The following is a 21390-nucleotide window of genomic DNA, read 5'->3' on the forward strand; positions in this document are numbered from 1 at the left end:
TAGGTGGCGCGCGGACGCGTCAATGATCCCATGCGGGATCTCCTCACACTGGGGAATTGCCTGCGCCTACGCTCCGCGGATCGTGCGCGCCACCGGGACGCACGCCCGCGGTGCCGCGGGACCGCACGGTCGCCGGCCGGCCGCGTCAGGTCAGGCTCGGCGCCTCGAACGGGTACGCGACGTAGGCGAACCGGCGCGAGTCGGGCGCCCAGCTCGTGACGTTGATGGTGCCCTGGCCGCCGGGGAAGGCGGCGAGGTCGCGCGTGCGGTGGCTCTGCCGGTCGATGACGCGGAGGATCACGTCGTGGTCGGCCGGGTGGCCGAGCGTGCCGGGCGGGAAGCTGAGGTAGACGATGTGCTCGCCGTCGGGCGATGGGTGCGGGAACCAGTTGACGCGCTCGTCGGCGGTGAACTGGTGCGTGTCGGAGCCGTCGGTGCGCATCGTGAACAGCTGGGCGTGGCCCGGCAGGTCGGATCCGCGCTCGGAGTTGAAGTAGAGCCAGCCGCCGTCGGGCGAGAACTCGGCGCCGTCGTCCGGGAAGCCGTCGTCGGTGAGCTGCGTGGTGGGGCCGCCGTCGACGGGCACGAGGTGGATGTTCGTGGTCCACTCGCCGCGCGCGTCGACCTGGCCGCCGATGACGCTGAGCGTCGTGCCGTCGGGCGAGACGCCATGCAGGTAGTTCTTGAAGCGGAGCGCCGGATCCCGGTCGGCCGTGATCCGCCGGCCCGGCCCGCCCGCGCCGTCGTTCCAGAGCACGCTGTAGAGGTGGCCGTCGCGGCCGGAGACGTACACGTGCGCGCCGTCGGGGGACATGACGTGGTCGTTGTTGATGGGCGGGACGCCGCCGAGATCGACCGCCTGGAAGTCGACCGCGGGCTCGGGCAGGTCGGGATCCGGCTCCTCCGGGTCGGGCGCCGGCAGCCGCCACAGGCCACCCTCCGCGTTGACGACGAGCCAGCGTCCGTCGGGCGTCCAGTTCGGGGCCTCGATGTGCAGCACGGCCGACTCGGCGACCATGCGCTCGGCGCCCGTCTCCACGTCGACGACGAGGAGGCGGGCCAACTGGCCGTCGCGCAGCGTCACGCGGTGGATCCGGCGGTGCCGTCGGCGGGCGTCGCGGCGGACGTCGCGGCGGACGTCGCGGCGGGCGCATCGTCCCGGTTGTTCGCGAACGCCGAGTCGAAGAGGCTGTCGGGCGTCGGCCAGAGGAGGGAGCGGACCCGGGCGAGGGCGTCGGGGGCTCCGTGCAGGCGGTCCATCCCCGCATCCTCCCACTCGACGGAGACCGGGCCGTCGTAGCCGATGCTGCGCAGGGCCCGGAAGGCGCGTTCGAAGGGCACGTCGCCGTGGCCGACCGAGACGAAGTCCCAGCCGCGGCGCGGGTTCCCCCAGGGCAGGTGGGAGCCGAGCCGGCCGCCGCGACCGTCCGTCGTGACGCGCGTGTCCTTGGCGTGCACGTGGTAGATCCGGTCGGCGAAGTCGAGGAGGAAGCCGACCGGGTCGATGCCCTGCCACATCATGTGACTGGGATCCCAGTTGAGGCCGAAGCCGGGGCGGTGCCCGATGGCCTCGAGCGTGCGGCGCGTGGTCCAGTAGTCGTAGGCGATCTCGCTCGGGTGCACCTCGAGCGCGTACCGCACGCCCTCCCCGTCGAACACGTCGATGATCGGGTTCCAGCGGTCGGCGAAGTCCTGGTAGCCGGCGTCGATGACCGACTCCGGCACCGGCGGGAACATCGCCACGTACGGCCAGATGCGGGATCCGGTGAAGCCCGTGACGCGCGTGACCCCGAGTGCGGAGGCCGCCTTCGCGGTGAGCTCCAGCTCCTCGGCGGCGCGCTGGCGCACGCCCTCCGCCTGGCCGTCGCCCCAGACCTTGGAGCGCAGGATCGCCTGGTGCCGGAAGTCGATGGGGTCATCGCACACGGCCTGGCCGGTGAGGTGCTGCGAGAGGGCGTGCACCTCGAGGCCGTGGCGCTCGAGGATCTCGCGGCGGCCGCGGAGGTACGCCGGATCCTCGGCCGCGCGCCACACGTCGAGGTGCTCGGCGGAGCACGCGATCTCGAGGGCGTCGAACCCCCAGCCGCTCGCGAGCCGGGCGACCTCCTCCAGCGGCAGGTCGGCCCACTGGCCGGTGAAGAGCGCTACGGGGGTGGTGATCTGGGGCATGGTTCCCTCTCGTCGACGGTGACGGTGCGGTGCGTGCGGTGGCGCGGCCCGGTGACGGCGCGCGGGATCAACGCTACACACCGGGCCGCGCCCGCTTCCGGGTGGCCGTCAGCGAAAGTTCGCCGACTGCGTGCGCTGGTAGCCCGCGAGGGTGATGCCGCCGAGCAGCACCGCCCACGCCGCGAGGAGGATCAGCGGGATCCCCATGACCGCCGTGTCCTGCCGGGCCGCCGCGCTCGTGAGCGTGCTCCACGCGCCGGTCGGCAGCAGCACGGTGAGCGACTCCCATGGCGTGCCGCTCGTGTCGCCGCCCGTGAACAGGCCGCCCGCGAACGACAGGGGCAGGTACACCAGGTTGGCGAGCCCGAGCGCACCGCGGGCGGGGAACCAGTAGCCCATCGCGAGGCCGAGCAGCGCCATCGGCACGGCGCCGGCGAGCACGGCGAGCGCGACGGATCCGAGCGTGGCCGCGTCCACCCGGACGCCGCCCGCGAGGATCCCGACCGCGACCACCGGGATCACGAAGACGACGCCGAAGACGCACGCGACCGTGAGCTTGGCGGCCAGCCGGATCCACGCGGGCACCGGCGCGGTGAACAGCCACCGCTCCCACGGCGACTCCCTCGCCGATGCCACGCCCACGCCGAACTGGAACGTCACCGTGCCGAGCACCGAGAACAGCACGTAGCCGAGCAGGACGCTGAGCCGCGCGCTCGGCGGCCCGCCCTGCGGCAGGCCGACGACCGCGTAGATGAGCACGGGGTAGGCGAGGAGCGGCAGCACGAAGGCCGGCATGCGCGCGTTCTGCGCGAGCTCGCTCACGACGTGGGCGCGGTAGATGGCGAGGCGGCGGGCCGCGGTCGGGCGGACCGGCATCGGCGCGGCGGTCATCGGGCGCATCCCGCGTGATCCTCGGCGCGCGACGGATCGGCGGGGATCGCGTCCGCGCCACCCGCCAGCACGCGCTCCACGATCTCGCCGAGCCCCGGCTCCACGACCGTGAGGCGGGGCTGCGGCACGGCGGCGAGCACCAGCCCGGCGACGACGTCGGAGCGGTCGGTGTCGATGACCCACCGGATCCGCTCGGCGCCCCGGGGCTCCTCCCCCGCCTCGGGCACCGCGCCGGACGACCGCAGGCGCCGCGCCTCGGCGGCGGTCGCGTCGAAGCCGACCCGCCGCACACCGGCCAGCCCGCGGAAGTCGGCGGCGGTCCAGTGGCCGACGACGCGCCCGTGGTCGAGGCAGACGACGGTGTCGGCGAGCGCGGCGACCTCCTCCATGTCGTGCGAGGCGAGGAGCACGGTGCGCCCGGAGTCGCGGACCGCCGCGATGGCGTCGCGCACGGCGGCCCGGCCCGGGATGTCGAGCGCCGCGGAGGGCTCGTCGAGCACCACGACAGGCGTCCCGGCGCCCACCACGCACGCGAGCGCGACCCGCCGCCGCTCGCCGCCGCTGAGGCCGCCGGTCTGGCGCGACGCGAGGCGGTCGAGGTCGAAGCGGTCGATCGCGGCGGCCGGGGTGAGCGCGGCGGCGTGCGGCACGAGGGCGAGCGCCAGCACCTCGCGCACCGTGAGGTACTCGGGGAAGGCGAGAGCCTGCGGCATGACCGCGACGAGCGCCGCGGTGGGCCCGCCGCGACGCACGTCGTGGCCGAGCACGCGCGCCCGGCCCGCATCCGGGCGCCGGGTGGCGGTGAGCACGTCGATGGCGGTGGTCTTCCCGGATCCGTTCGGCCCGAGCAGCGCGTGCACGAGCCCCGGCGCGAGGGAGAAGGACGCGGCGTCGAGCGCGCGCGTCCGGCCGAAGGTGCGGGTGATCCCCTCGAGCTCGATCGCGTCAGTCATGGGATGCCTCCTCCGCGGCGAAGCGGCGCGCCCCCGGCTCGGCGCCGCCGAACGAGATCGCGTACAGGGACGACTGCGTCACCCCGTCGAGCCCGAGCACCGCGTCCAGCTCGTGGTCGACGAAGCCGACCCAGCCCAGCACCGGCAGCCCCAGCGCGGTCGCGACCAGGAGCGCGTTCTGCCCGACGTGACCCGCCTCCAGCAGGGTGAGCCGGTAGCCCCGGAGTCCGTACTTGCAGCGCGAGCGCTCGAAGCTGCCCGTGATGACGACGGTGACCGCCGCCGTCTCGGGGATCGGCGCCATGAGCGACGGCGCCGCGCGGTGGAACCGCGCGAGCCGCCCGTCGCGGTCGAGCCCGGACACGTCGACGAGCGTCTCCTCCAGCGGGTCGAGCTGGTGGATCCCCGGCTCGAGCCCCACGACCGACCGCGCGACCACGTGCAGGTCGAGCGGGTACAGCCCGCCGCCCGAGGGCACGAACCGCCCGGGCGTGCCATCGCCGCGCGGCCCGTAGGCGAGGCGCAGCACGGTCGCCAGCTCGGCCAGCTGGACCGGCCGCCCGAGCCTGCGCGGCTCCGCCGACCGGCGCGCCGCCAGCGTCGCGCCCAGCTCGTGCCGCAGCGGGAGCGCGCGCGGCAGGGGCAGGGCCGGGAGCAGCCGCGGCGCGGAGGTCGCTCCACCGGGACCGGCGTCGGCGACGCCCTGCGCCTCCTGCGCCATCTGGTGCGCGTACCGCACGTCGGTCCAGCCGGGGTGGGTGATCCTCGTGATCTTCGACGCCTCGTGGAAGTCCTCCGCGGGGTCGCCCGTCGACCGGTCGACGGCGCCCCCGACGCTGAAGATCGGCCCCACGCTCCCGAGGGAGCGCGCGGACGCGGGGGTGCCGGCATCCGCCGCCACGGACGGACCCGTCGGGGCCTCCGCGCGCTCGGGGGTGGCGTCGGTCTCGATGGTGCTCATGGGATCCTCCTGGTGCGGCGGGCTGTGGGACGGCGGCGGGGACGGGCGGTGGCGGCCGTCACGGGAACGGATGCGGGACGGGGACGAGGTCGGCCGGCCGGTCGATGGCGGGCCCGTCGCGCCACCGCCGGTATAGGCGCGGGTGGCCGAGGAACCGCGCGGCGTGCACCACGTCGAGCGCCACGAGGTCGGGGCTCAGCGCGCGCACCACGTGGAAGCCGGCCGCACGCACCTCGGGTGCCGTGATGTCCGCGAGCAGCACCTCGATGCCCTCGCGGTCGAGCCCGGCGACGACCTCCGCCCAGCTGTCCGGGCCCCCGACGGCCGCGACCCGCTCGTCCGAGGCGTCGAGCGGGGCCGTGAGCGGACCCGCGGACGGGCGGCAGTGCAGCCGGATGTGGTCCTCGAACTCGACCACGTCCGCCGCGTCGATGGTCGGCTCCGCCAGCAGCCGCAGGCACCAGTTGTGCGTGTGCAGCGCCTCGCGGACCGCGTTGAGGATCGCCCGGTCGAGCCGGAAGTCGGCCGCGCATCCCACCGCGACGCCGATGCGGTCGCTGCGCATGACCGCGAGGAGCACGGGCACGTCCGCCGCCGCGTCCAGCACGCGCACCGAGAACGACGCGCCGAACCGGCCGCACAGCTCTTCCAGGCGCTCGAGCTCCCGGAGCGTCTCGTCGGTGAGCCGGGAGCTGCCGCGCCAGTCGAATGCCGGGGGCCTGGATCCTCGGAGCCACGAGCGCTGGAACGCGTCGCGCTCGATGAGCTCCAGCACCGCGCGGCCCGCGGCGAACCCGAAGTGCGGCCCCGCCGCGACGCCGGACGAGGTGGCCGGCTCGACGTGCGGCTCCCGGTGCCCGTCCGCCCGGTGCGGGTCGTCGAACACCACCATCTGCGCGGGGACGTGCACCGCGTCGCCCCGGTGCAGGGACCGCGCCGGCATCCAGGTGAGGAGGTCGCCCGGCCGGGCGCGCTCGTAGTGGAAGGCCGGATCCTCGTGCTGCGTCGGGTGGAAGCGCTGGAAGGCGTCCGGCCCCACCTGGCGGGCGTCGGCGCCGAGGGGCGCGCGGAACCCGCCGGGGGCGCCCGCGAGCGACATGCGCTCGACGGCCTCGCCGATGCACGACCTGCGCGCCTCCATCCGGGACCCGCCCGGCCCCATGCTGAAGCGCTCGGACTCCGTGCCGGTGAGGAACCCGGTGTCCGCGGAGCGGCCCGAGTACAGCGCGTCCGGGATGGCGTCGGGCGTGAAGGCCATGGGATGCGCGTGCTCCACGAGCCCCGTGTACGGACTCACGACGCCCGCCCCGCCGCGGCTCATGCCCGCCACGGCGAGACGATGCCGGCGTAGGGGCGGGGGCCGCACGTGCCGCAGCGCGCGACGCGGAACACGGCGTGCGCCTCGGCCTCCATGACCTTCGGCTCGATGACGAGCACGGTGCTGGCGACGAGCCAGTCGTGGGCGTGGATCCACCGGGCGGCGTAGCGCGCGGCGAACCCCGCCGTGATGGCGTCGAGGCTCGGGTCGCGCGGCACGACGGCGACCGCGTCGGCCGCCGCGGCGTGATCCGCGGCGAACGGCGTGGTCGACGCCCAGCGCAGCGCGACGCACTCGAGGCACGGGCCCTCCCCGGGCACCACCACCGGCCCGACGAGCTGGAAGCGGCCGTCGAACGGGTGCACCGGGAGCCACGGGCGCCCCGCGGCGTGCATGCGCGCGCCGACCTCGCGGAGGACCGGCCGGGAGCCGACCGCGATGACGAGGTCGGCGTCGTGCTCGTCGCCGAGCTCGGCGGAGGGGAGGGCCTCCGCCAGGCCCGTGAGCAGCGACGGGATCATGTCGCCCACGAGCGCGACCCGGGCGGGCGACGCGGGGTCGCGCACGGGACCGAGCCCGGTGCGGTCGCCGCCGTTGCGCCGCGCCTCGTCGAGGACGTGCGCGAGCTCGTCGGGGACGGATCCCGCGGAGCCGGACGGCGACCCGACCACGACGTCGCGCAGCACGAGCTCGTCGACCAGGTGCGCCACGGCGGGGGCGTGCGCGGCGAAGGCCCGATCGAGGTCCGCGCGGGTGAAGGGACGGGAGAGGAGGCGCGACACCGCGGAGACGGCGTCGCCCGAGGGCAGCTGCAGGGAGACCAGCTCGCGACCGCCGAGGAGGTGGAGGGTGTCCTCCACCTCCCCGACGGCGTAGCGGGGACTCACCGAGTACGTGGTCGACGAATCCATGCGCGGGCGATCAGCGAGGCTGCTGGTGGCCGCTGCCGCTCGACGAGCACGTCGTGCTGCAGCACAGGGTGACGTCGCCCATCACCATCTCCTCCTCCGCGCCGCGGTGCGTGATGGTGAAGCCGAAGGCCTCCGCCAGCAGCGCGTCCGACGCTGCGTCGCCTGCGGCCGCCGGGGCGACCTCGGGCGCGGTGGTGGGCAGCAGCTGAGCCGGGGCCGCCGTTTCCATGAGCAGTGACATTGCCGTTCCTTCCTCTGGGTGGGTGGGACGACGCCTTTCTAGCACGATCTTCCGTGACCTGGGCAGATGCGCATTACCTGTTGACAACCCATCCGCGAGGCGGCACGATCCGCCCGCGTCGAGGCGGCCCGGGTCGGATCCGACGCGTACCCTGGAGCCCGTGACGGACGAGATGCTGGCCTTCCCCTGGGAGGACGACCTCGCCCCGGCAGCACCCGCGCCGCCTCCTCCCCCGCCGCACCTGACGCGCATCGTCGCCCACTCGTCGGATCGCGTCGCCTGGCTCCGCGCCCGCAGCTTCGGCATCACCGCGACCGACGTCGCGCGCCTCGCGACCGACGCCTCGCTGCAGGCCGTCGCGCTCGAGAAGCTCTACGGATCCGGCTTCGGCGGCAACCGCTACACCGACCACGGCCGGGAGCGCGAGCCCGAGATCGCCCGCTGGGTCGAGGCGGAGCACGGCATCGTGCCGAGCGCGCACCTGTTCCACGCGGAGGGGCAGCGCCGCCACCTGGCGACCCCCGACGGCGTGGGCCTCCGGTCGGACGGCCGGCTCGAGCTCGCGGAGATCAAGACGACCGCGAAGCCGTGGCGCAGCATCCCGCGCAACTACCTGCGGCAGATCTGGTGGCAGCAGTACGTGCTCGGTGCCGAGCGCTCGCTCATCGTCTGGGAGCAGCACGTCGACTTCGTGCCCGTGCACGACATCCCGAAGTGCAAGTGGATCGACCGCGACGAGGCCGAGATCGCCGCGCTAGTGGCGCGCGCGAACGACCTCATCGCGCTCATCGTGCGCATGGCGAACGCGCCGGCCGGAGCCCGCGGCCTGGCCTGATCCGCGCCGGTCCGTCGTGCGTGCGTCGTGCCGGCGCCGCGCCCGTCGCCGAGTGCCCTCGGCATTCTTCTCGCCCGGGGAACACCGCGGAAACACGCCCGACTCACGCGGCGACTTCACTGGAGGAGCGGGGGCCGGTGGGATCCACCATGCCGCCGCGTTCCGAGGAGGGGTCTCACGATGAGCCAGGTCGTCCAGTCGAGAGCCGGCGTCGCCGCCGCGGCCGAGCGGGATCGGGCGGCTGCCGCCGTCGCCCTGGCGCCCCACGGGGAGACGATGCGCGCGGTCGTCGTCACGGAGACCGGAGGGCCCGACGTCCTGCACCTCGCGGACGTGCCGGTGCCGCACCGCCTCGACTCGGAGGTCCTCGTGAAGGTCGTCGCCGCGGGCGTGAACCCCATCGACCTGCGTCTCCGCGCGGGCGAGCCGGGCGGCCCGACCCTCGGCGCCCTGCCCGCGGTGCTCGGCCGCGACTTCAGCGGCGTCGTCGTCGAGTCGCCCTACGAGGACCACGCGCTGCATCCGGGCGACGAGGTGTTCGGCCTCGCCATGGTGCCGCGGATGCCCGGCAGCTATGCCCCCTACATCGCCGTCCCGAGCGTGAGCCTCGCGCGGAAGCCCGCGCGCCTCTCGCACGTGGAGGCCGCGGCGACGCCCGTCAGCGCCCTGACCGCATGGGGCATGGTCGTCGACATCGGGAGGGCGCACGAGGGCCAGGTCGTCCTGATCCACGCGGGAGCGGGCGGCGTCGGCCACTTCGCCGTGCAGTTCGCGCGCCACTTCGGCGCCCGGGTCGTCGCGACGGGCTCGCCCCGCAACGTCGACTGGCTGGCGGAGCTCGGCGCCGACGAGGTCATCGACCGCTCGCAGGTGCGCTTCGAGGACGTGCTCGCCGACGTGGACGTGGTGATCGACCTGGTCGGCAACTGCACGGACGACACCGGCACCCGCTCGCTGCAGGTCCTCCGCCGCGGCGGCCTCCTGGTCAGCGCGCCCGTCCGCGGCTGGCCGACGCTCGTGCAGGACGCGGCCGCGGTCGGCGTGCGCGCCACCCACTACGAGGTCGCGCCCGACGGGCAGAAGCTCGCGGTGATCTCGCGCCTGCTGGAGTCGGGCGACATCAAGGTCTACGTCGACGAGGTCTTCGACCTGGAGGACGCCGCCGAGGCGCACCGCCACATGGAGAGCGGGCACGCCCGCGGCAAGGTCGTCCTCAACGTGGCGCGGGGCTGACCCGCCCCCACAGGGACGGTCGTCCTCGACGTGGCGCGAGGCTGACCCGCCCCGACAGGCAAGGTCGTCCTCGACGTGGCGCGGGGCTGACCCTCGCCCGCTCCGCCCGCTCAGCGGGGCAGCGCCTCCCGCAGCGCGTCGACGATCCGGGTCCCGCGGTCGTCGTCGGCCTCCATCCGGTTGGTGAGGAACGCGAAGCCGACCCGGTGCTCGACGTCGGCGAAGGCGACCTGTCCGCCGGCGCCGTCGTGGCCGAGGCTGCCGGGTCCGAGGTAGCGGCGCGCGTCCGAGTCGAGCTGGAAGCCCATGCCCCAGCGCGGCCACGGGCTCTGCGCGTCGAACGCGGGCGGCTCGTCGCCGCCGGAGACGGGACGGGTCGCGAGGCGGATCGTGTCGTCGTCGAGCAGGCGCACGCCCGCGGTCTCCACGACCACGGCCGACCAGACGGCGGCGAGCGCGTGGGCCGTGCCGATGCCGCCGGCGCCGGGGATCTCCGCCGCCTGCACGTCCGCGCGGGAGAAGCCCGCGTCGTCGCCCACGAGCTCCAGCGGCAGCGCGCCGCCGAGCGTGAGGGCGCGCAGCGGCAGGTCGGATCCGCCCGCCGCGACATCCGCGCGCTGCCGGGAGGTGAGCTCCCGCAGCGTCGTGCCCACGCGCATGCGCGCGACGCGCTCGCCGTCCTCGGGCGGGATCCCGATCCAGGCGTCCACCCCCAGCGGACCGGTCGCGAGCGCCTGGAACCACGCGCCCGGCATGAGCCCGGTGACCCTCCGCACGATCTCGCCCGTCAGCCAGCCGTGCGTGATGGCGTGGTACGCCCACGCGGTGCCGGGCTCCCATCTCGGCTCCTCCGCCGCGACGAGCGCGGTAGCGCGATCCCAGTCGACGAGGTCGGACAGCGTCCAGTCCCGGTGCGGTGCCGCGAGCCCGGCTCGGTGCGCGAGCGCGTCCGCGACGCGGGTGCCCGCCTTGCCGGCCCTGGCGTACTCGGGCCACAGCTCGGCGACCGGCTGGTCGTAGCGGAGCCGCCCGTCCTGGACGAGGCGCGCGACCAGGATCGACATGACCCCCTTGGTCGCGGAGAACAGCACGCTCGGGGTGTCGAGCCCCCACTCGCGGCCGGTCACGTCGTCGGCGACCCCGCCCGCGAGGTCCACCACCACGTCGCCGCGGCGCCGGACGGAGAGCGCGCCGCCCGTGCCGACGTCGGACGCGACGGCGTCCGCGAACGCGCGCCGCACGCCCTCGAAGCCGGGCGCGACCCAGCCGACCACGCCGTCGACGCGCGTGCGGGCGCCGGCGCCCGCACCGGTCATGACGCGGACCCTGCGGGCGTCGCGACCAGCAGCCCCGCCGCGTCCCAGCGCACGGGCACCGGATCCGGGATGCGGCCGACGAACGAGCCGTCCGCGCCGGCGTCCTCGAAGCCCAGGAGCGCCGGGCCCGACGGCGTATGCACGATGCGCGCGGCGTACAGCCCCTCGCCGTGCAGGAGCCGGGCGCGCCCGATGTCGACGGGGCGGCCGAACGGCTGGTCGTCGTCGAGCGGCAGCGCGAAGACGCCGCCCTCCTGGCCGGCGCGCGCGCCCGCGAGGTCGGATCCCGCGCACGAGAACACGAGCACCCGCCGGCCCTCGACCTCGGCGACCTGCAGCACCTCGAGCTGCGCGAATCCGGCGCCGGGCGCGCTGAGCGGCGGAGCGGCCGCCCACGCCACGAGGTCGGGCGAGACCGCCTGGCCCACGACCCCGCGGTCGAGCGGATCCGCCCCGGCCTCGGATGCGTCCGCCCGGGACCTCGCGGTGACGAGCATGCGCCAGCCGTCGCCCGCGGGGTCCCGCTCGACCCAGGGATCCCGCCACGCCTCCTCGCGCCACGTGCCGTCGGCGAGCGTCTCGTACCAGCGCGGGTCGGCCGACAGCGCGGATCCCGTCGACTTCACCCACCGGTGCAGGTCGGTCGAGGTCGCCTGCAGCACGGTCTCCACGTTCACGCCCGCGTCGTCCCGCGGGAACACCGAGCCCGTGTACGACATCCGCCAGAGCCCCGACGGGTCGCGCGTCACGCTGCCCGTCCACGTCGCCGACGCGTCCGGCGACCCGGCCGGCCCGTGCTCGAGGACGACGCCGTGGTCGGTCCACGTGACGAGGTCGGTCGAGGTCGCGTGACCCACGGCGGCATTCCGGTGTCGCAGGTCCGGATCCCCGAGCGCGGTCGGCGCGTGCAGGTAGAAGAGGTGCGTCGTGTCGCCGTCGACCGCGGTCCACGAGTCCCAGACCCAGTGTCCGGGCAGCGCGAACGCCATCAGCCCTTCACCGCGCCCTGGAGGAGCGCCGCGATGAACTGCCGCTGGAAGATCACGTACACGATCACCGTGGGCAGCATCACGATCAGCGACGCCGCGAAGAGCAGCGGCAGCGCGTCGATGTACTGGCCCTGGAACGCGCCGAGCGCCCCGGCCATGGTGCGCTCGCTCGGGTCGTCGATCATCACGAGCGGCAGCAGGAACTGGTTCCAGGTCCAGAGGAACAGGAGGATCCCGAGGGCCGAGAGCGCCGGCCGCGCGAGCGGCAGCTGGATGCTCCGGAACTCCTGCCAGATGCTCGCGCCGTCCACGCGCGCGGCCTCCGACAGCTCGCGCGGCACGCCGACGAAGTGCGCGCGCATCCAGAACACGCTGAACGGCATGTACAGCCCGATGAGCGGGAGGATGACCGCCCACCTGGTGTTGATGAGTCCGAAGCCCGTCATCTGGTAGTAGAGCGGGATGATGATCGCCTCGAACGGGATGGTCAGCCCGATGATCATGGCGACGAGCACGTACTTCCCGCCGGGCACCCGGAGGTTCCCGAGCGAGTAGCCCGCGAGCGTGGCGCAGACGAGGCTGACGGGCACGACCATCACCACGATGAACAGGCTCGAGAGCATCAGCGTGCCGATGTTCCCGACCGTGAACGCCGTCACGAAGTTCTCCCAGTAGGCGGGCGTCGGCCAGGAGAAGCCGTTGGGCAGCGAGTCGGGCGACTGCAGCGCGGCGGTGAGCATGCTGGCGAAGGGCAGCAGGGTGAGCACGAGGACCGCGATCAGGAGGATGCGGCCCACGACGAGCTCGGTGCGGTTGACGATCATCAGTCGCGCTCCCTCGAGAGTCGCTGGACGGGGAGCACGAGCAGCAGCACGAACACGAGCAGCACCACGCCGAACGCGGACGCGAGGCCCACCTGGCTCTGCACGAACGCGAGCCGGAAGATCTCGATGCCGGGCACGAGCGTCGTGGTGCCCGGCCCGCCCTTGGTGGTCGTGTAGATGATGTCGAACGTGCTCAGGGCGGCGATGACCGTGATGGTCACGAGCACCGCGATCTCCTGCCGGAGGCCCGGCAGGGTGATGGTGACGAACTCGCGGAAGAAGCCTGCGCCGTCGAGCCGCACGGCCTCGTACAGCGAGCCGTCGATCTTGCCCATGCCCGTGAGCAGCAGCACGGTGCACAGGCCCGTGAGCACCCAGGATCCGATGAGCCCGACCGCGGGCAGCGCCGTGCCGAAGTCGGCGAGCCAGGAACGGGACAGGAAGCCGAGCCCCACCGCATCGAGGATGGAGTTGATGGTGCCGGACTGCGCGTACATCCACGACCACGCGATGCCCGCCGCGACGAGCGGGACGATCTGCGGCAGGAACAGGATGGTGCGCGAGATCGACGCGAACGGTCCCGGCTTCATGCCGCGCAGGAGCGTCGCGAGCGCGAGGCCGGCGGTGATGGGGATCACCATGAAGAAGACCACGAGGACCAGCGCGTTGACGATGGGCGTCAGCAGCCGCGTGTCCGTGAAGATCTGCACGTAGTTGTCGAGGCCGATGAAGGTGGAGGCGCCGATCCCGTTCCACTTGTAGAACGAGTACTGCACCGCCGTGATGAGCGGCCAGACGACGAACGCCCCGTAGGCGGCGACGGCCGGGAGCAGCATGATCCAGCCGACGGTCGCGGTCCGGCGGGCCTCCGGGCCGAGCCGGCGGCGCCTCGCGGGCGCGTGCCCGGGCCCGCTGCCTCGAGGGGACGGCCCCGCGGGGACGGCGGCGGCTGCCGTCGCCCCCGCGGGGATGGTGCGATCCGTGGTGCTCACTGCGCGGCGAGGTCCTGCTCGTAGAAGTCCTGCGTGGCCTTCAGGAAGTCCGCGGGCGTCATCTTGTCGGTGAGCAGCAGCTGCTCGTTCGGCTGGAGCGAGCCCTGGTAGATGCCGGCCGTGCTGTTCGCCATGAAGTCGACGAAGCCGTCGTCGTCCCCGACCACCGCGGACAGCTCGAGGGCCTTCGCGATGAGGCTTCCCTCCTGGGCGGTCGGCAGCGCCTGGGCCGGGTCGCCGCCGGGCGACGCGCCCGTCACGTCGACGACGATCTGACGCGCCTTCTCGTCTGTCACGATCCAGTTGAGGAACGCGGCGACCACGTCGGCGTTCTTCGACTTGGCCGGGATGGCGAAGGTGTTGCCCGTGCCCATCGCGACGTGCTTCCCGCCCGACTCGACCGGCGGCACGAGCGCGAACTGCGCGCCGCCCTGGCCGAGGGCCTTCTCCACGTTCGCGGCGTCCCAGTTGCCGTCCCACATGAACAGCCCCTGGCCGGCCGAGAAGTTCGACACCATGGTCGTGTAGTTGATGGCGTTGACGTCCGGCGGGAGGTACCCGGCCTTCGCCCAGTCCTGGAACCTCGTGGCGCCCGCGAGCGCCGCATCGGTCTGGATGGTCGCGCCCGGCTTGTTGTACATCCAGTCGACGAGGTCCTGCGTGTCGCCCTGCTGGTTGATGAGCGACTGGAGGATGAAGGTGCCGACGCCGTCCTGCATGCCGGTCTGGATGGGGAGCACGCCCGCGTCCTTCGCCTTTGCGAGGTCCGCCTCGAGCTCGTCCATCGTGGTCGGCATCTCGGTGATGCCCACCTGGTCGGCCAGCTTCTGGTTCATGTAGATGCCGGTGACGCTGTACCCGATGCCGAACTGCCACAGCGAGCCCTCGCCGCGCACGCCCGTGTCGTCCATGCGGGCCCCCGCGAGCTGGCCGGCCGGGAAGCGGTCCCAGCCGTAGGCGTCGAAGTACGGGTCGAGGTTCGTGAGGAGCCCGTCCTTGACCGTGGTGCCGAGCGTCGAGAGGCGGATGAGGTCCGGTGCGTCGTCGCTCGCGAGGAGGCGCGGCGTGTTCGCGAGGAGGTTCTGGAAGCTGTCGCGCGTGATGTCGAACTTCACGTTCGGGTGCTGCTTCGTGAACTCGGCCGTCAGCTCGTCCGTGACCGGGAAGCCGGTCTCGTCCTGGATCCGGATGGTGACGTCGTCGGTGGGGATCGCGGTGCTCACGTCGCCCGCGGGTGCGGAGGCGACGGGTGCGCTGCCGGGCGCGCAGCTCGCGAGGGCGAGCGCCGAGATGGCGGCGGCGGCGGTGAGCGCTGCCGCGCGTCCCGCCCTTCTCATGGTGGACATGCGGTGACTCCTTCGTCAGGTGGTGCAGGGCGGGGCCGGTGGGGCGGGTGGGGGCCCGGCCGAGGACAGCGGTGCCCGCGGCGTGGCATGGTGACGGTAGTGGTAAATCCATTTACCGGGTGCAGAAGATCATGCGCGCCGCCACCCCGGGTGTCAACCCGCGATCACGGCAGGCGCCGGATCACCGGATACGCTCACGAGGAGGAGGACGCCACATGCGCCAGAAGCGACCGACCCTCGCGGACGTTGCCCGGATGGCCGGCCTCTCCCCGACCGCGGCGTCGCAGATCCTCAACGGCACGCCCGCGACGCGCTTCTCCGAGGAGTCGCACCGCCGCGTCCTGGCGGCGGCCTCGGAGCTCGGGTACCGCCCCAACATGGGCGCCCGCGCCCTCCGCACCGACCGGTCGCTCACCATCGGCTTCATCTCGGACGTCGTCGCCACCACCCGCTTCGCGAGCGGCCTCATCCGCGGCGCCCTCGTCGAGGCGGAGCGCGCCGGTCACGTGGTGCTGGTGCTCGAGACCGGCGGCGAGGAGGCGCGCGCGTCCGAGGCGGTGGCGGCGGTGCTCGACCGCCAGGTCGACGGCATCGTCTTCGCCACCATGCGCGCGCGGGAGCTCGTCGTCCCCGACGTCCCCGCCTCGACGCCCGTCGTGATGCTCAACGCCACCAGCCCCCATCACGGACGCGCCGTCCTGCCCGACGAGGAGGAGGGCGGTCGCCGCGCGGTCGACCTCATCGCCGCCGCCGGCCACGTCGACGGCATCGCCCTGCTCGGCAGCGACGTCGACACCGAGCGCCGCCTGTTCCGCTCGGAGACCGTGGCTCGTCGCCTGCGCGGGATCCGCGCCGAGATGGCCGAGCTCGGCCTGGGCTTCACGGCGGAGCGGTCGTGCGCGGACTGGGAGCCCGACCTCGGCTACGAGGCCGCGGGCGCGATGCTGGACGCGGCGCCCGACATCCGCGCGATGCTGTGCCTCAACGACCGCATGGCGTTCGGCGCGTACCAGGCGTGCCAGGAGCGCGGGATCCGCGTCGGCACCGACATCTCTCTCGTCAGCTTCGACAACGACGAGCTGGCGTCCTACCTGCGGCCCGGCCTCACGACCATCGCCCTCCCGCACGAGGAGATGGGGCGCGAGGCCGTGCGTCTCGTCCTGCGGGACGCGGAGCCGGGCGAGCGCCTCGTGGGGATGCCGGTGGTCGAGCGCGGCTCGATCACCCCGGTCGCCCGGGCTGACGGCGGCGCGGCCGGTCGCGCCGCGGCGCGCCTGGCGGACACGGCCTGACGAGGGGATCCGGAACCGTGCCGCCCTACGCCGTCGCGGTCGCGGCCAGCGGCTGCTCCATGACGTGGTCCCTCTCGACGGCGTCCGAGAGCCGGAACGACCGCGTCCCGACGACACGGAAGCCGCTGCGCTCGTAGAAGCGGATGGCGCGCGCATTGTGCTCGTTGACGCCGAGCCAGATCCCGGCGTCGGCGTCGCGCCCCCGCTCCCCCGCCAGCTCGCGCGCGACCCGCAGCGTCTCCTCCATGAGCGGACGCGCGACGCCCGCGCCGTGCGACCCCCGCTCGACGTACACCTTGCTCAGCTCGACCTCCGGCCGCAGCCGGAGCGCGCCCGCCACGTCGGGATCCGCGGGCGGTGCGGCCACCACCATCGTGTAGCCGACCGGTCGCCCGTCCACCTCCGCGACCACGACCCGGTGCGCGGGATCCGCGAGGTGCGCCCGGAAGCGCGCGGGCGACAGGACGGCGCGGATGTGCTCCGCGATGGCCGCCGCCGTCGTCGTCGGCGGGCACGCGAGCGCGAAGGTGCGGGCGGCGAGGGCGGCCACCTCGTCCGCGTCGGCGGACGTCGCGACGCGGAAGGACGGGATGACGGGCTCGACGGCGGGATCCGGGATGCTCACCCTCACGAGCCTAGGCAGGCGCGCACCCCGGGGACGACGGAAGGGCCCGCCGGACCTCGACGCCACCCCGCCCCGGGGAACGACGGAAGGGCCCGCCGGAGCGGGCCCTTCCTGTGCTGCTGGTCGTGCGTGCGCTCGCGCGCGGCGGTGCTAGATGGAGTTGACGTCCACGGGGATGCCGGGGCCGAAGGTCGTGGAGACCGTGGCCTTCTGCACGTAGCGGCCCTTCGAGGAGGACGGCTTGAGGCGGACGATCTCCTCGAGCGCTGCGCCGACGTTCTCCGAGAGCTGCTCGGGCGAGAAGCTCGCCTTGCCGACCACGAAGTGGACGTTGGCGTGCTTGTCGACGCGGAACTCGATCTTGCCGCCCTTGATGTCGGACACCGCGCGCGCGACGTCCGGGGTGACCGTGCCGGTCTTCGGGTTGGGCATGAGGCCACGCGGGCCGAGCACCTTGCCGAGACGACCGACCTTGCCCATGAGCTCGGGCGTCGAGACGGCGGAGTCGAACGACGTGTAGCCGCCCGCCACCTTCTCGATGAGCTCGTCGCCGCCGACCTCGTCGGCGCCGGCGGCGATGGCCGCCTCGGCCGCGGGGCCCGTCGCGAAGACGATGACGCGGGCGGTCTTGCCGGTACCGTGAGGAAGGATGACGGTGCCGCGGACCATCTGGTCTGCCTTGCGGGGGTCGACGCCGAGCTTGAGCGCGACCTCGACGGTGCTGTCGAACTTGCTGGAACCGGTCTCGCGCGCGAGCTCGACGGCCTCCGAGGCGGTGTACGCCTTGGTGAGGTCGATCTTCTCGGCTGCGGCCCGGTAGGCCTTTGACTTCGCCATTCGTGTCTCCTGTTTCGAGAGTGCGGTTGATGTGAGCCTGGCCGGCTCTCCCGCGTGATGCTGGAGCGGATCCCGGTCGGGATCCGCGGGTGGTGGAGGCTAGGCCTCGACCGTGATGCCCATGGAGCGGGCGGTGCCGGCGATGATCTTCGCCGCGGCGTCGATGTCGTTGGCGTTGAGGTCGGCCTGCTTCTGCTCGGCGATCTCGCGGACCTGGTCCATCGTGAGCTTCGCGACCTTGACCGTGTGCGGCGTGCCCGAGCCCTTGGCGACTCCGGCGGCCTTCTTGATGAGCTCCGCGGCCGGGGGCGTCTTGAGGATGAACGTGAACGTCCGGTCCTCGTAGACGGTGATCTCGACGGGGATGACGTTCCCGCGCTGAGCCTCGGTCTGGGCGTTGTACGCCTTGCAGAACTCCATGATGTTGACGCCGTGCTGTCCCAGCGCCGGCCCGATGGGCGGTGCGGGGTTGGCGGCGCCGGCCTTGATCTGCAGCTTGATCAGACCCGTGACCTTCTTCTTCGGTGCCATTTCTCTTCCTTCTTCTTGATTGCTAGATCGAGCGGGCCGCGCGGCCCGACCGCCTAGAGCTTGGTGACCTGGTCGAAGCTGAGCTCGACCGGGGTCTCGCGCTCGAACAGGGAGACGAGCACCGTGAGCTTGCCGCTCTCGGGCTTGATCTCGCTGATGGAGCCGGGGAGGCCCGCGAACGAGCCCTCCTTGATCGTGATGGTCTCGCCGATCTCGAAGTCGACCTCGGCGGCGACGACGCGCTGCGCCTGGCCGCCCTTGGTGGGCTGGCCCTTGACCTGCGCCACCTCCTTGATCTCGACGAGGCTCTTCAGCATGGAGAAGGCCTCCTCGAAGCGGAGGGGCGTGGGATTGTGGGCGTTGCCCACGAAGCCCGTGACGCCGGGGGTGTGGCGGACGACCGACCAGCTGTCCTCGTTGAGGGCCATGCGCACCAGCACGTAGCCGGGGATGCGCACGCGGTTGACCATCTTGCGCTGGCCGTTCTTGATCTCGACGACGTCCTCCATCGGGACCTCGATCTGGTAGATGTCGTCCTCCATGTTGAGCGACACCATGCGGTTCTCGATGTTGCTCTTCACGCGGCGCTCGAAGCCCGCGTAGGAGTGGATGACGTACCACTTGCCCGGCTTGGAGCGGAGCTCCTTGCGGAAGTCCTCGTAGGGGTCGACCTCGGCGTCGTCCTCGGTCGCGGCCTCGTCGGGGACCAGGTCGGCCTCGGCCTCGGCGATGTCCTCCGCGGTGGCGGGCGACACATCGGCGGCCTCGAGGGCCTCCTCGGCCGCCTCCTCCTCCGCCTCGTCGTCGGTCGCCTCGACGGCGGCTTCGGCCTCGTCGGGCGAGTCGACGTCGAGCGCGTCCTCGACGATGGCGTCGGCCTCGGGGTCCTCGACGGACTCCATCGCGTCGAGCGCCGCCGTCAGGTCGGTCTCGACCGAGTCGGACTCGACGTGCAGGGCGGTGTGCTCCGCCGCGTCCGAGCTCTCCTCGGAGGACTCGATGGCGTGGCCCTCCTGGACCTCGTCCACCTCGGAGGACTGCTCCGCCGCGGGGGCGAGGTCGACGTCGTCGCGCTTGCTCTCAGCCAATGGATCTACTTCCCTCGTTCTTCGTCGTGCGTTGCCGTTCTGTGCCGTGCTGGTCCGGGCGCCGGGCCGCGCGGATGCGAGACCCGTGAGGATCCGCTCCGCGGCCGTGCTCCGCGCGCGTGGACCCGTGGTCCGCGCGCCGCTCGCCCTCCCGGCCCGTGCCGCCTCCGCGTGGAGGCCCTGGTGCTAGGCGCCGCTGCCGAACACCACGATGGCGAGGTAGCCGAACAGCTGGTCGAGGAGCGAGACGATCACCATCATGACGATGACGAAGGCCAGCACCACTCCCGTGAACGTCAGCAGCTCCTTGCGGGTGGGGGTGACCACCTTCTTGAGCTCCTGCACGACCTGCTTGATGAAGAGCACCAGTCGGGCGAAGGGGTTGCGCCGTGCGTCCCGCTGCTCGCGAGCCTGCGCGACGATCTCCTCGCTCGGCTCGTCGACGATCTTCCGCGCCACGCGTGGGTCCCTTCCTGCATTGCTCGGCCTTCGCCCGGAGTTCGGGCGAGCCGCGATGTCACGCGCCCGGGGACCCGTTCCATCTAGCAGGGCGGACAGGACTCGAACCTGCAACCTGCGGTTTTGGAGACCGCTGCTCTACCAATTGAGCCACCACCCTCTGCGTCGACACCCGCCTGCCCTCATGCGCCACGACCGTGCGAGCACGGACGGAAGAAGGCGCGGAAGAGCATGGCGGAGATACCGACCCGGACGAGTGTACCAGCATCCGCGGGGCCGCGGTCGGGGCGGGCGCCAGGGGCGTCGGCACCCGCGTGGCGGCGGGCGCGGATCCCTATGCTCACATGCATGGCCGAACCGCAGAGCACAGTCCCCCTCAGCCGCGTCTCCACCCGCATCGGATCCATCGCCGAGTCCGCGACCCTCAAGGTCGACGGCAAGGCCAAGGCCCTGCAGGCCGCCGGGCGCCCCGTCATCAGCTTCGCGGCGGGCGAGCCCGACTTCCCGACGCCCGACTACGTGGTCGAGGCCGCGGTCGAGGCGGCGCGGGATCCCCGCAACCACCGCTACACCGCCGCGGCCGGCCTCCCCGACCTCCGCGAGGCGATCGCGGAGAAGACCCGAGTCTCCTCGGGCCTCGACGTGGGCATCGACCGCATCATCGTCACCAACGGCGGCAAGCAGGCCGTCTACCAGGCGTTCCAGACGCTGCTCGACCCGGGCGACGAGGTCCTCGTGCCCACGCCCTACTGGACCACATACCCCGAGGCGATCCGGCTCGCGGGAGGCGTGCCCGTCGACGTCTTCGCGGGCGCCGACCAGGGCTACCTCGTCACGGTCGAGCAGCTCGAGGCCGCGTGGACGCCGCGCACCAAGGTGCTGCTGTTCGTCTCGCCCTCGAACCCGACCGGCGCCGTCTACTCGCGCGAGCAGACGCGGGAGATCGGCGAGTGGGCGGACTCCAAGGGCCTCTGGGTCATCAGCGACGAGATCTACCAGGACCTGGTCTACGACGGGGCCGAGGCCGCGAGCATCGTCGACGTGGTGCCGGCGCTGGCCGACCGCACCATCCTCGTGAACGGCGTCGCCAAGACCTACGCCATGACCGGCTGGCGCGTCGGGTGGATGGTCGGCCCGGCCGACGCCATCAAGGCCGCGGGCAACCTGCAGTCGCACCTCTCGTCCAACGTCTCGAACGTGTCGCAGCGCGCGGCCATCGCGGCGCTCCGCGGCCCCCGCGACACCGTCGACAAGATGCGCGAGGCCTTCGACCGCCGCCGCCGCACGATCGTCGCCGAGCTCGACGCCATCCCCGGCTTCGTCACCCCCACCCCGCAGGGCGCGTTCTACGTCTACCCCGACGTGACGGGCCTCTTCGGCCGCGACATCGATGGCGTCACGCCGACCACCTCGCTCGAGGTCGCCGACGTGCTGCTCGAGAAGGCCGAGGTCGCGGCGGTGCCCGGCGAGGCGTTCGGCCCGAGCGGCTTCCTGCGCTTCAGCTACGCGCTCGGCGACGAGGCGCTGCTCGAGGGCGTGCGCCGGATCCGCGACCTGCTGGCCTGATCCGCCGCCCGGC

At 73.2% G+C, this 21390-nt stretch carries 22 protein-coding genes and 1 tRNA gene; 4 read left to right on the forward strand and 19 right to left on the reverse strand.

Features of this window, described 5'->3' with window-relative positions:
- Nucleotides 1-145: 145 nt before the first annotated feature.
- The 8 genes from FGD68_RS01020 to FGD68_RS01055 form a co-directional block, all read right to left on the reverse strand.
- Nucleotides 146-1084, reverse strand: a complete 939-nt coding sequence (locus tag FGD68_RS01020) for a TolB family protein (RefSeq protein WP_119372923.1) — start codon at nucleotides 1082-1084, stop codon at nucleotides 146-148.
- Nucleotides 1081-2169, reverse strand: a complete 1089-nt coding sequence (locus FGD68_RS01025; RefSeq protein WP_119372924.1) for a sugar phosphate isomerase/epimerase family protein — start codon at nucleotides 2167-2169, stop codon at nucleotides 1081-1083. The genes FGD68_RS01020 and FGD68_RS01025 overlap by 4 nt, the downstream gene beginning before the upstream one ends.
- A gap of 108 nt (nucleotides 2170-2277) precedes the next feature.
- Entirely contained in the window at nucleotides 2278-3069 is a 792-nt protein-coding gene (locus FGD68_RS01030; RefSeq protein ID WP_237609672.1) for an ABC transporter permease, read from the reverse strand.
- The gene (locus FGD68_RS01035) at nucleotides 3057-4013 is read right to left on the reverse strand and encodes an ABC transporter ATP-binding protein (protein ID WP_104235289.1); all 957 of its coding nucleotides are present in this window, start codon (nucleotides 4011-4013) and stop codon (nucleotides 3057-3059) included. Before FGD68_RS01035 ends, FGD68_RS01030 begins: the two co-directional genes overlap by 13 nt.
- Complete coding sequence (locus tag FGD68_RS01040; RefSeq protein WP_237609673.1) at nucleotides 4006-4974, reverse strand: SagB/ThcOx family dehydrogenase; 969 nt, start codon at nucleotides 4972-4974, stop codon at nucleotides 4006-4008. The genes FGD68_RS01035 and FGD68_RS01040 overlap by 8 nt, the downstream gene beginning before the upstream one ends.
- A 58-nt stretch (nucleotides 4975-5032) precedes the next feature.
- Nucleotides 5033-6295, reverse strand: a complete 1263-nt coding sequence (locus tag FGD68_RS01045) for a YcaO-like family protein (RefSeq protein WP_119373217.1) — start codon at nucleotides 6293-6295, stop codon at nucleotides 5033-5035.
- Nucleotides 6292-7203: a TOMM precursor leader peptide-binding protein gene (locus FGD68_RS01050; protein WP_104235287.1), complete on the reverse strand. Its 912-nt coding sequence runs from the start codon at nucleotides 7201-7203 to the stop codon at nucleotides 6292-6294. Before FGD68_RS01050 ends, FGD68_RS01045 begins: the two co-directional genes overlap by 4 nt.
- A 10-nt stretch (nucleotides 7204-7213) precedes the next feature.
- The gene (locus FGD68_RS01055; RefSeq protein WP_104235286.1) at nucleotides 7214-7444 is read right to left on the reverse strand and encodes a hypothetical protein; all 231 of its coding nucleotides are present in this window, start codon (nucleotides 7442-7444) and stop codon (nucleotides 7214-7216) included.
- A 172-nt stretch (nucleotides 7445-7616) separates the two neighbouring features.
- Here FGD68_RS01055 and FGD68_RS01060 point away from each other — a divergent pair, with 172 nt between their 5' ends.
- Both FGD68_RS01060 and FGD68_RS01065 read left to right on the forward strand, forming a co-directional pair.
- The gene (locus FGD68_RS01060) at nucleotides 7617-8279 is read left to right on the forward strand and encodes a YqaJ viral recombinase family protein (RefSeq protein ID WP_119373218.1); all 663 of its coding nucleotides are present in this window, start codon (nucleotides 7617-7619) and stop codon (nucleotides 8277-8279) included.
- Between the two features lie 180 nt (nucleotides 8280-8459).
- Nucleotides 8460-9512, forward strand: a complete 1053-nt coding sequence (locus FGD68_RS01065) for an NADP-dependent oxidoreductase (RefSeq protein WP_390611047.1) — start codon at nucleotides 8460-8462, stop codon at nucleotides 9510-9512.
- Between the two features lie 110 nt (nucleotides 9513-9622).
- Here FGD68_RS01065 and FGD68_RS01070 read toward each other — a convergent pair whose 3' ends face one another.
- From FGD68_RS01070 to FGD68_RS01090, 5 genes are read right to left on the reverse strand one after another with little or no spacing between them, the layout of a single operon-like run.
- Nucleotides 9623-10828, reverse strand: coding sequence for a serine hydrolase domain-containing protein (locus tag FGD68_RS01070; protein WP_237609675.1), 1206 nt, complete (start codon nucleotides 10826-10828; stop codon nucleotides 9623-9625).
- On the reverse strand, nucleotides 10825-11817 hold the full coding sequence (locus FGD68_RS01075) for a glycoside hydrolase family protein (protein ID WP_119372612.1): 993 nt from the start codon (nucleotides 11815-11817) through the stop codon (nucleotides 10825-10827). Before FGD68_RS01075 ends, FGD68_RS01070 begins: the two co-directional genes overlap by 4 nt.
- On the reverse strand, nucleotides 11817-12641 hold the full coding sequence (locus FGD68_RS01080) for a carbohydrate ABC transporter permease (RefSeq protein ID WP_012039470.1): 825 nt from the start codon (nucleotides 12639-12641) through the stop codon (nucleotides 11817-11819). Before FGD68_RS01080 ends, FGD68_RS01075 begins: the two co-directional genes overlap by 1 nt.
- Nucleotides 12641-13633, reverse strand: a complete 993-nt coding sequence (locus FGD68_RS01085) for a carbohydrate ABC transporter permease (protein ID WP_181036638.1) — start codon at nucleotides 13631-13633, stop codon at nucleotides 12641-12643. The genes FGD68_RS01080 and FGD68_RS01085 overlap by 1 nt, the downstream gene beginning before the upstream one ends.
- Nucleotides 13630-14979 (reverse strand): ABC transporter substrate-binding protein, encoded by a 1350-nt coding sequence (locus FGD68_RS01090; protein WP_119372613.1) that lies wholly within the window; start codon nucleotides 14977-14979, stop codon nucleotides 13630-13632. The genes FGD68_RS01085 and FGD68_RS01090 overlap by 4 nt, the downstream gene beginning before the upstream one ends.
- Before the next feature lie 215 nt (nucleotides 14980-15194).
- On the opposite strand from FGD68_RS01090, the gene FGD68_RS01095 reads away from it, so the two are divergent.
- A complete protein-coding gene (locus FGD68_RS01095) occupies nucleotides 15195-16271 on the forward strand; it encodes a LacI family DNA-binding transcriptional regulator (protein WP_119372614.1) in 1077 nt (358 codons plus the stop codon).
- 25 nt (nucleotides 16272-16296) lie between these two features.
- Here FGD68_RS01095 and FGD68_RS01100 read toward each other — a convergent pair whose 3' ends face one another.
- The 6 genes from FGD68_RS01100 to FGD68_RS01125 form a co-directional block, all read right to left on the reverse strand.
- Nucleotides 16297-16896 (reverse strand): GNAT family N-acetyltransferase, encoded by a 600-nt coding sequence (locus tag FGD68_RS01100; RefSeq protein ID WP_119372615.1) that lies wholly within the window; start codon nucleotides 16894-16896, stop codon nucleotides 16297-16299.
- 150 nt (nucleotides 16897-17046) lie between these two features.
- Entirely contained in the window at nucleotides 17047-17733 is a 687-nt protein-coding gene (rplA, locus tag FGD68_RS01105; RefSeq protein ID WP_012299879.1) for a 50S ribosomal protein L1, read from the reverse strand.
- 99 nt (nucleotides 17734-17832) lie between these two features.
- Nucleotides 17833-18264 carry a 50S ribosomal protein L11 gene (rplK, locus tag FGD68_RS01110; protein ID WP_012039476.1) on the reverse strand — a complete coding sequence of 144 codons (432 nt, stop codon included), beginning with the start codon at nucleotides 18262-18264 and terminating at the stop codon, nucleotides 17833-17835.
- Nucleotides 18265-18317: 53 nt separating this feature from the next.
- Nucleotides 18318-19352 carry a transcription termination/antitermination protein NusG gene (nusG, locus tag FGD68_RS01115; protein WP_119372616.1) on the reverse strand — a complete coding sequence of 345 codons (1035 nt, stop codon included), beginning with the start codon at nucleotides 19350-19352 and terminating at the stop codon, nucleotides 18318-18320.
- A 186-nt stretch (nucleotides 19353-19538) separates the two neighbouring features.
- The gene (secE, locus tag FGD68_RS01120; protein ID WP_104235279.1) at nucleotides 19539-19811 is read right to left on the reverse strand and encodes a preprotein translocase subunit SecE; all 273 of its coding nucleotides are present in this window, start codon (nucleotides 19809-19811) and stop codon (nucleotides 19539-19541) included.
- An 87-nt stretch (nucleotides 19812-19898) separates the two neighbouring features.
- Nucleotides 19899-19971, reverse strand: a tRNA-Trp gene (locus FGD68_RS01125).
- A gap of 176 nt (nucleotides 19972-20147) precedes the next feature.
- Between FGD68_RS01125 and FGD68_RS01130 the strand changes: the two genes are divergently transcribed.
- Entirely contained in the window at nucleotides 20148-21377 is a 1230-nt protein-coding gene (locus FGD68_RS01130; RefSeq protein WP_119372617.1) for a pyridoxal phosphate-dependent aminotransferase, read from the forward strand.
- The last annotated feature ends 13 nt before the right edge of the window (nucleotides 21378-21390 follow it).

The organism is Clavibacter californiensis (assembly GCF_021952865.1).
GTDB classification, from domain to species: domain Bacteria; phylum Actinomycetota; class Actinomycetes; order Actinomycetales; family Microbacteriaceae; genus Clavibacter; species Clavibacter californiensis.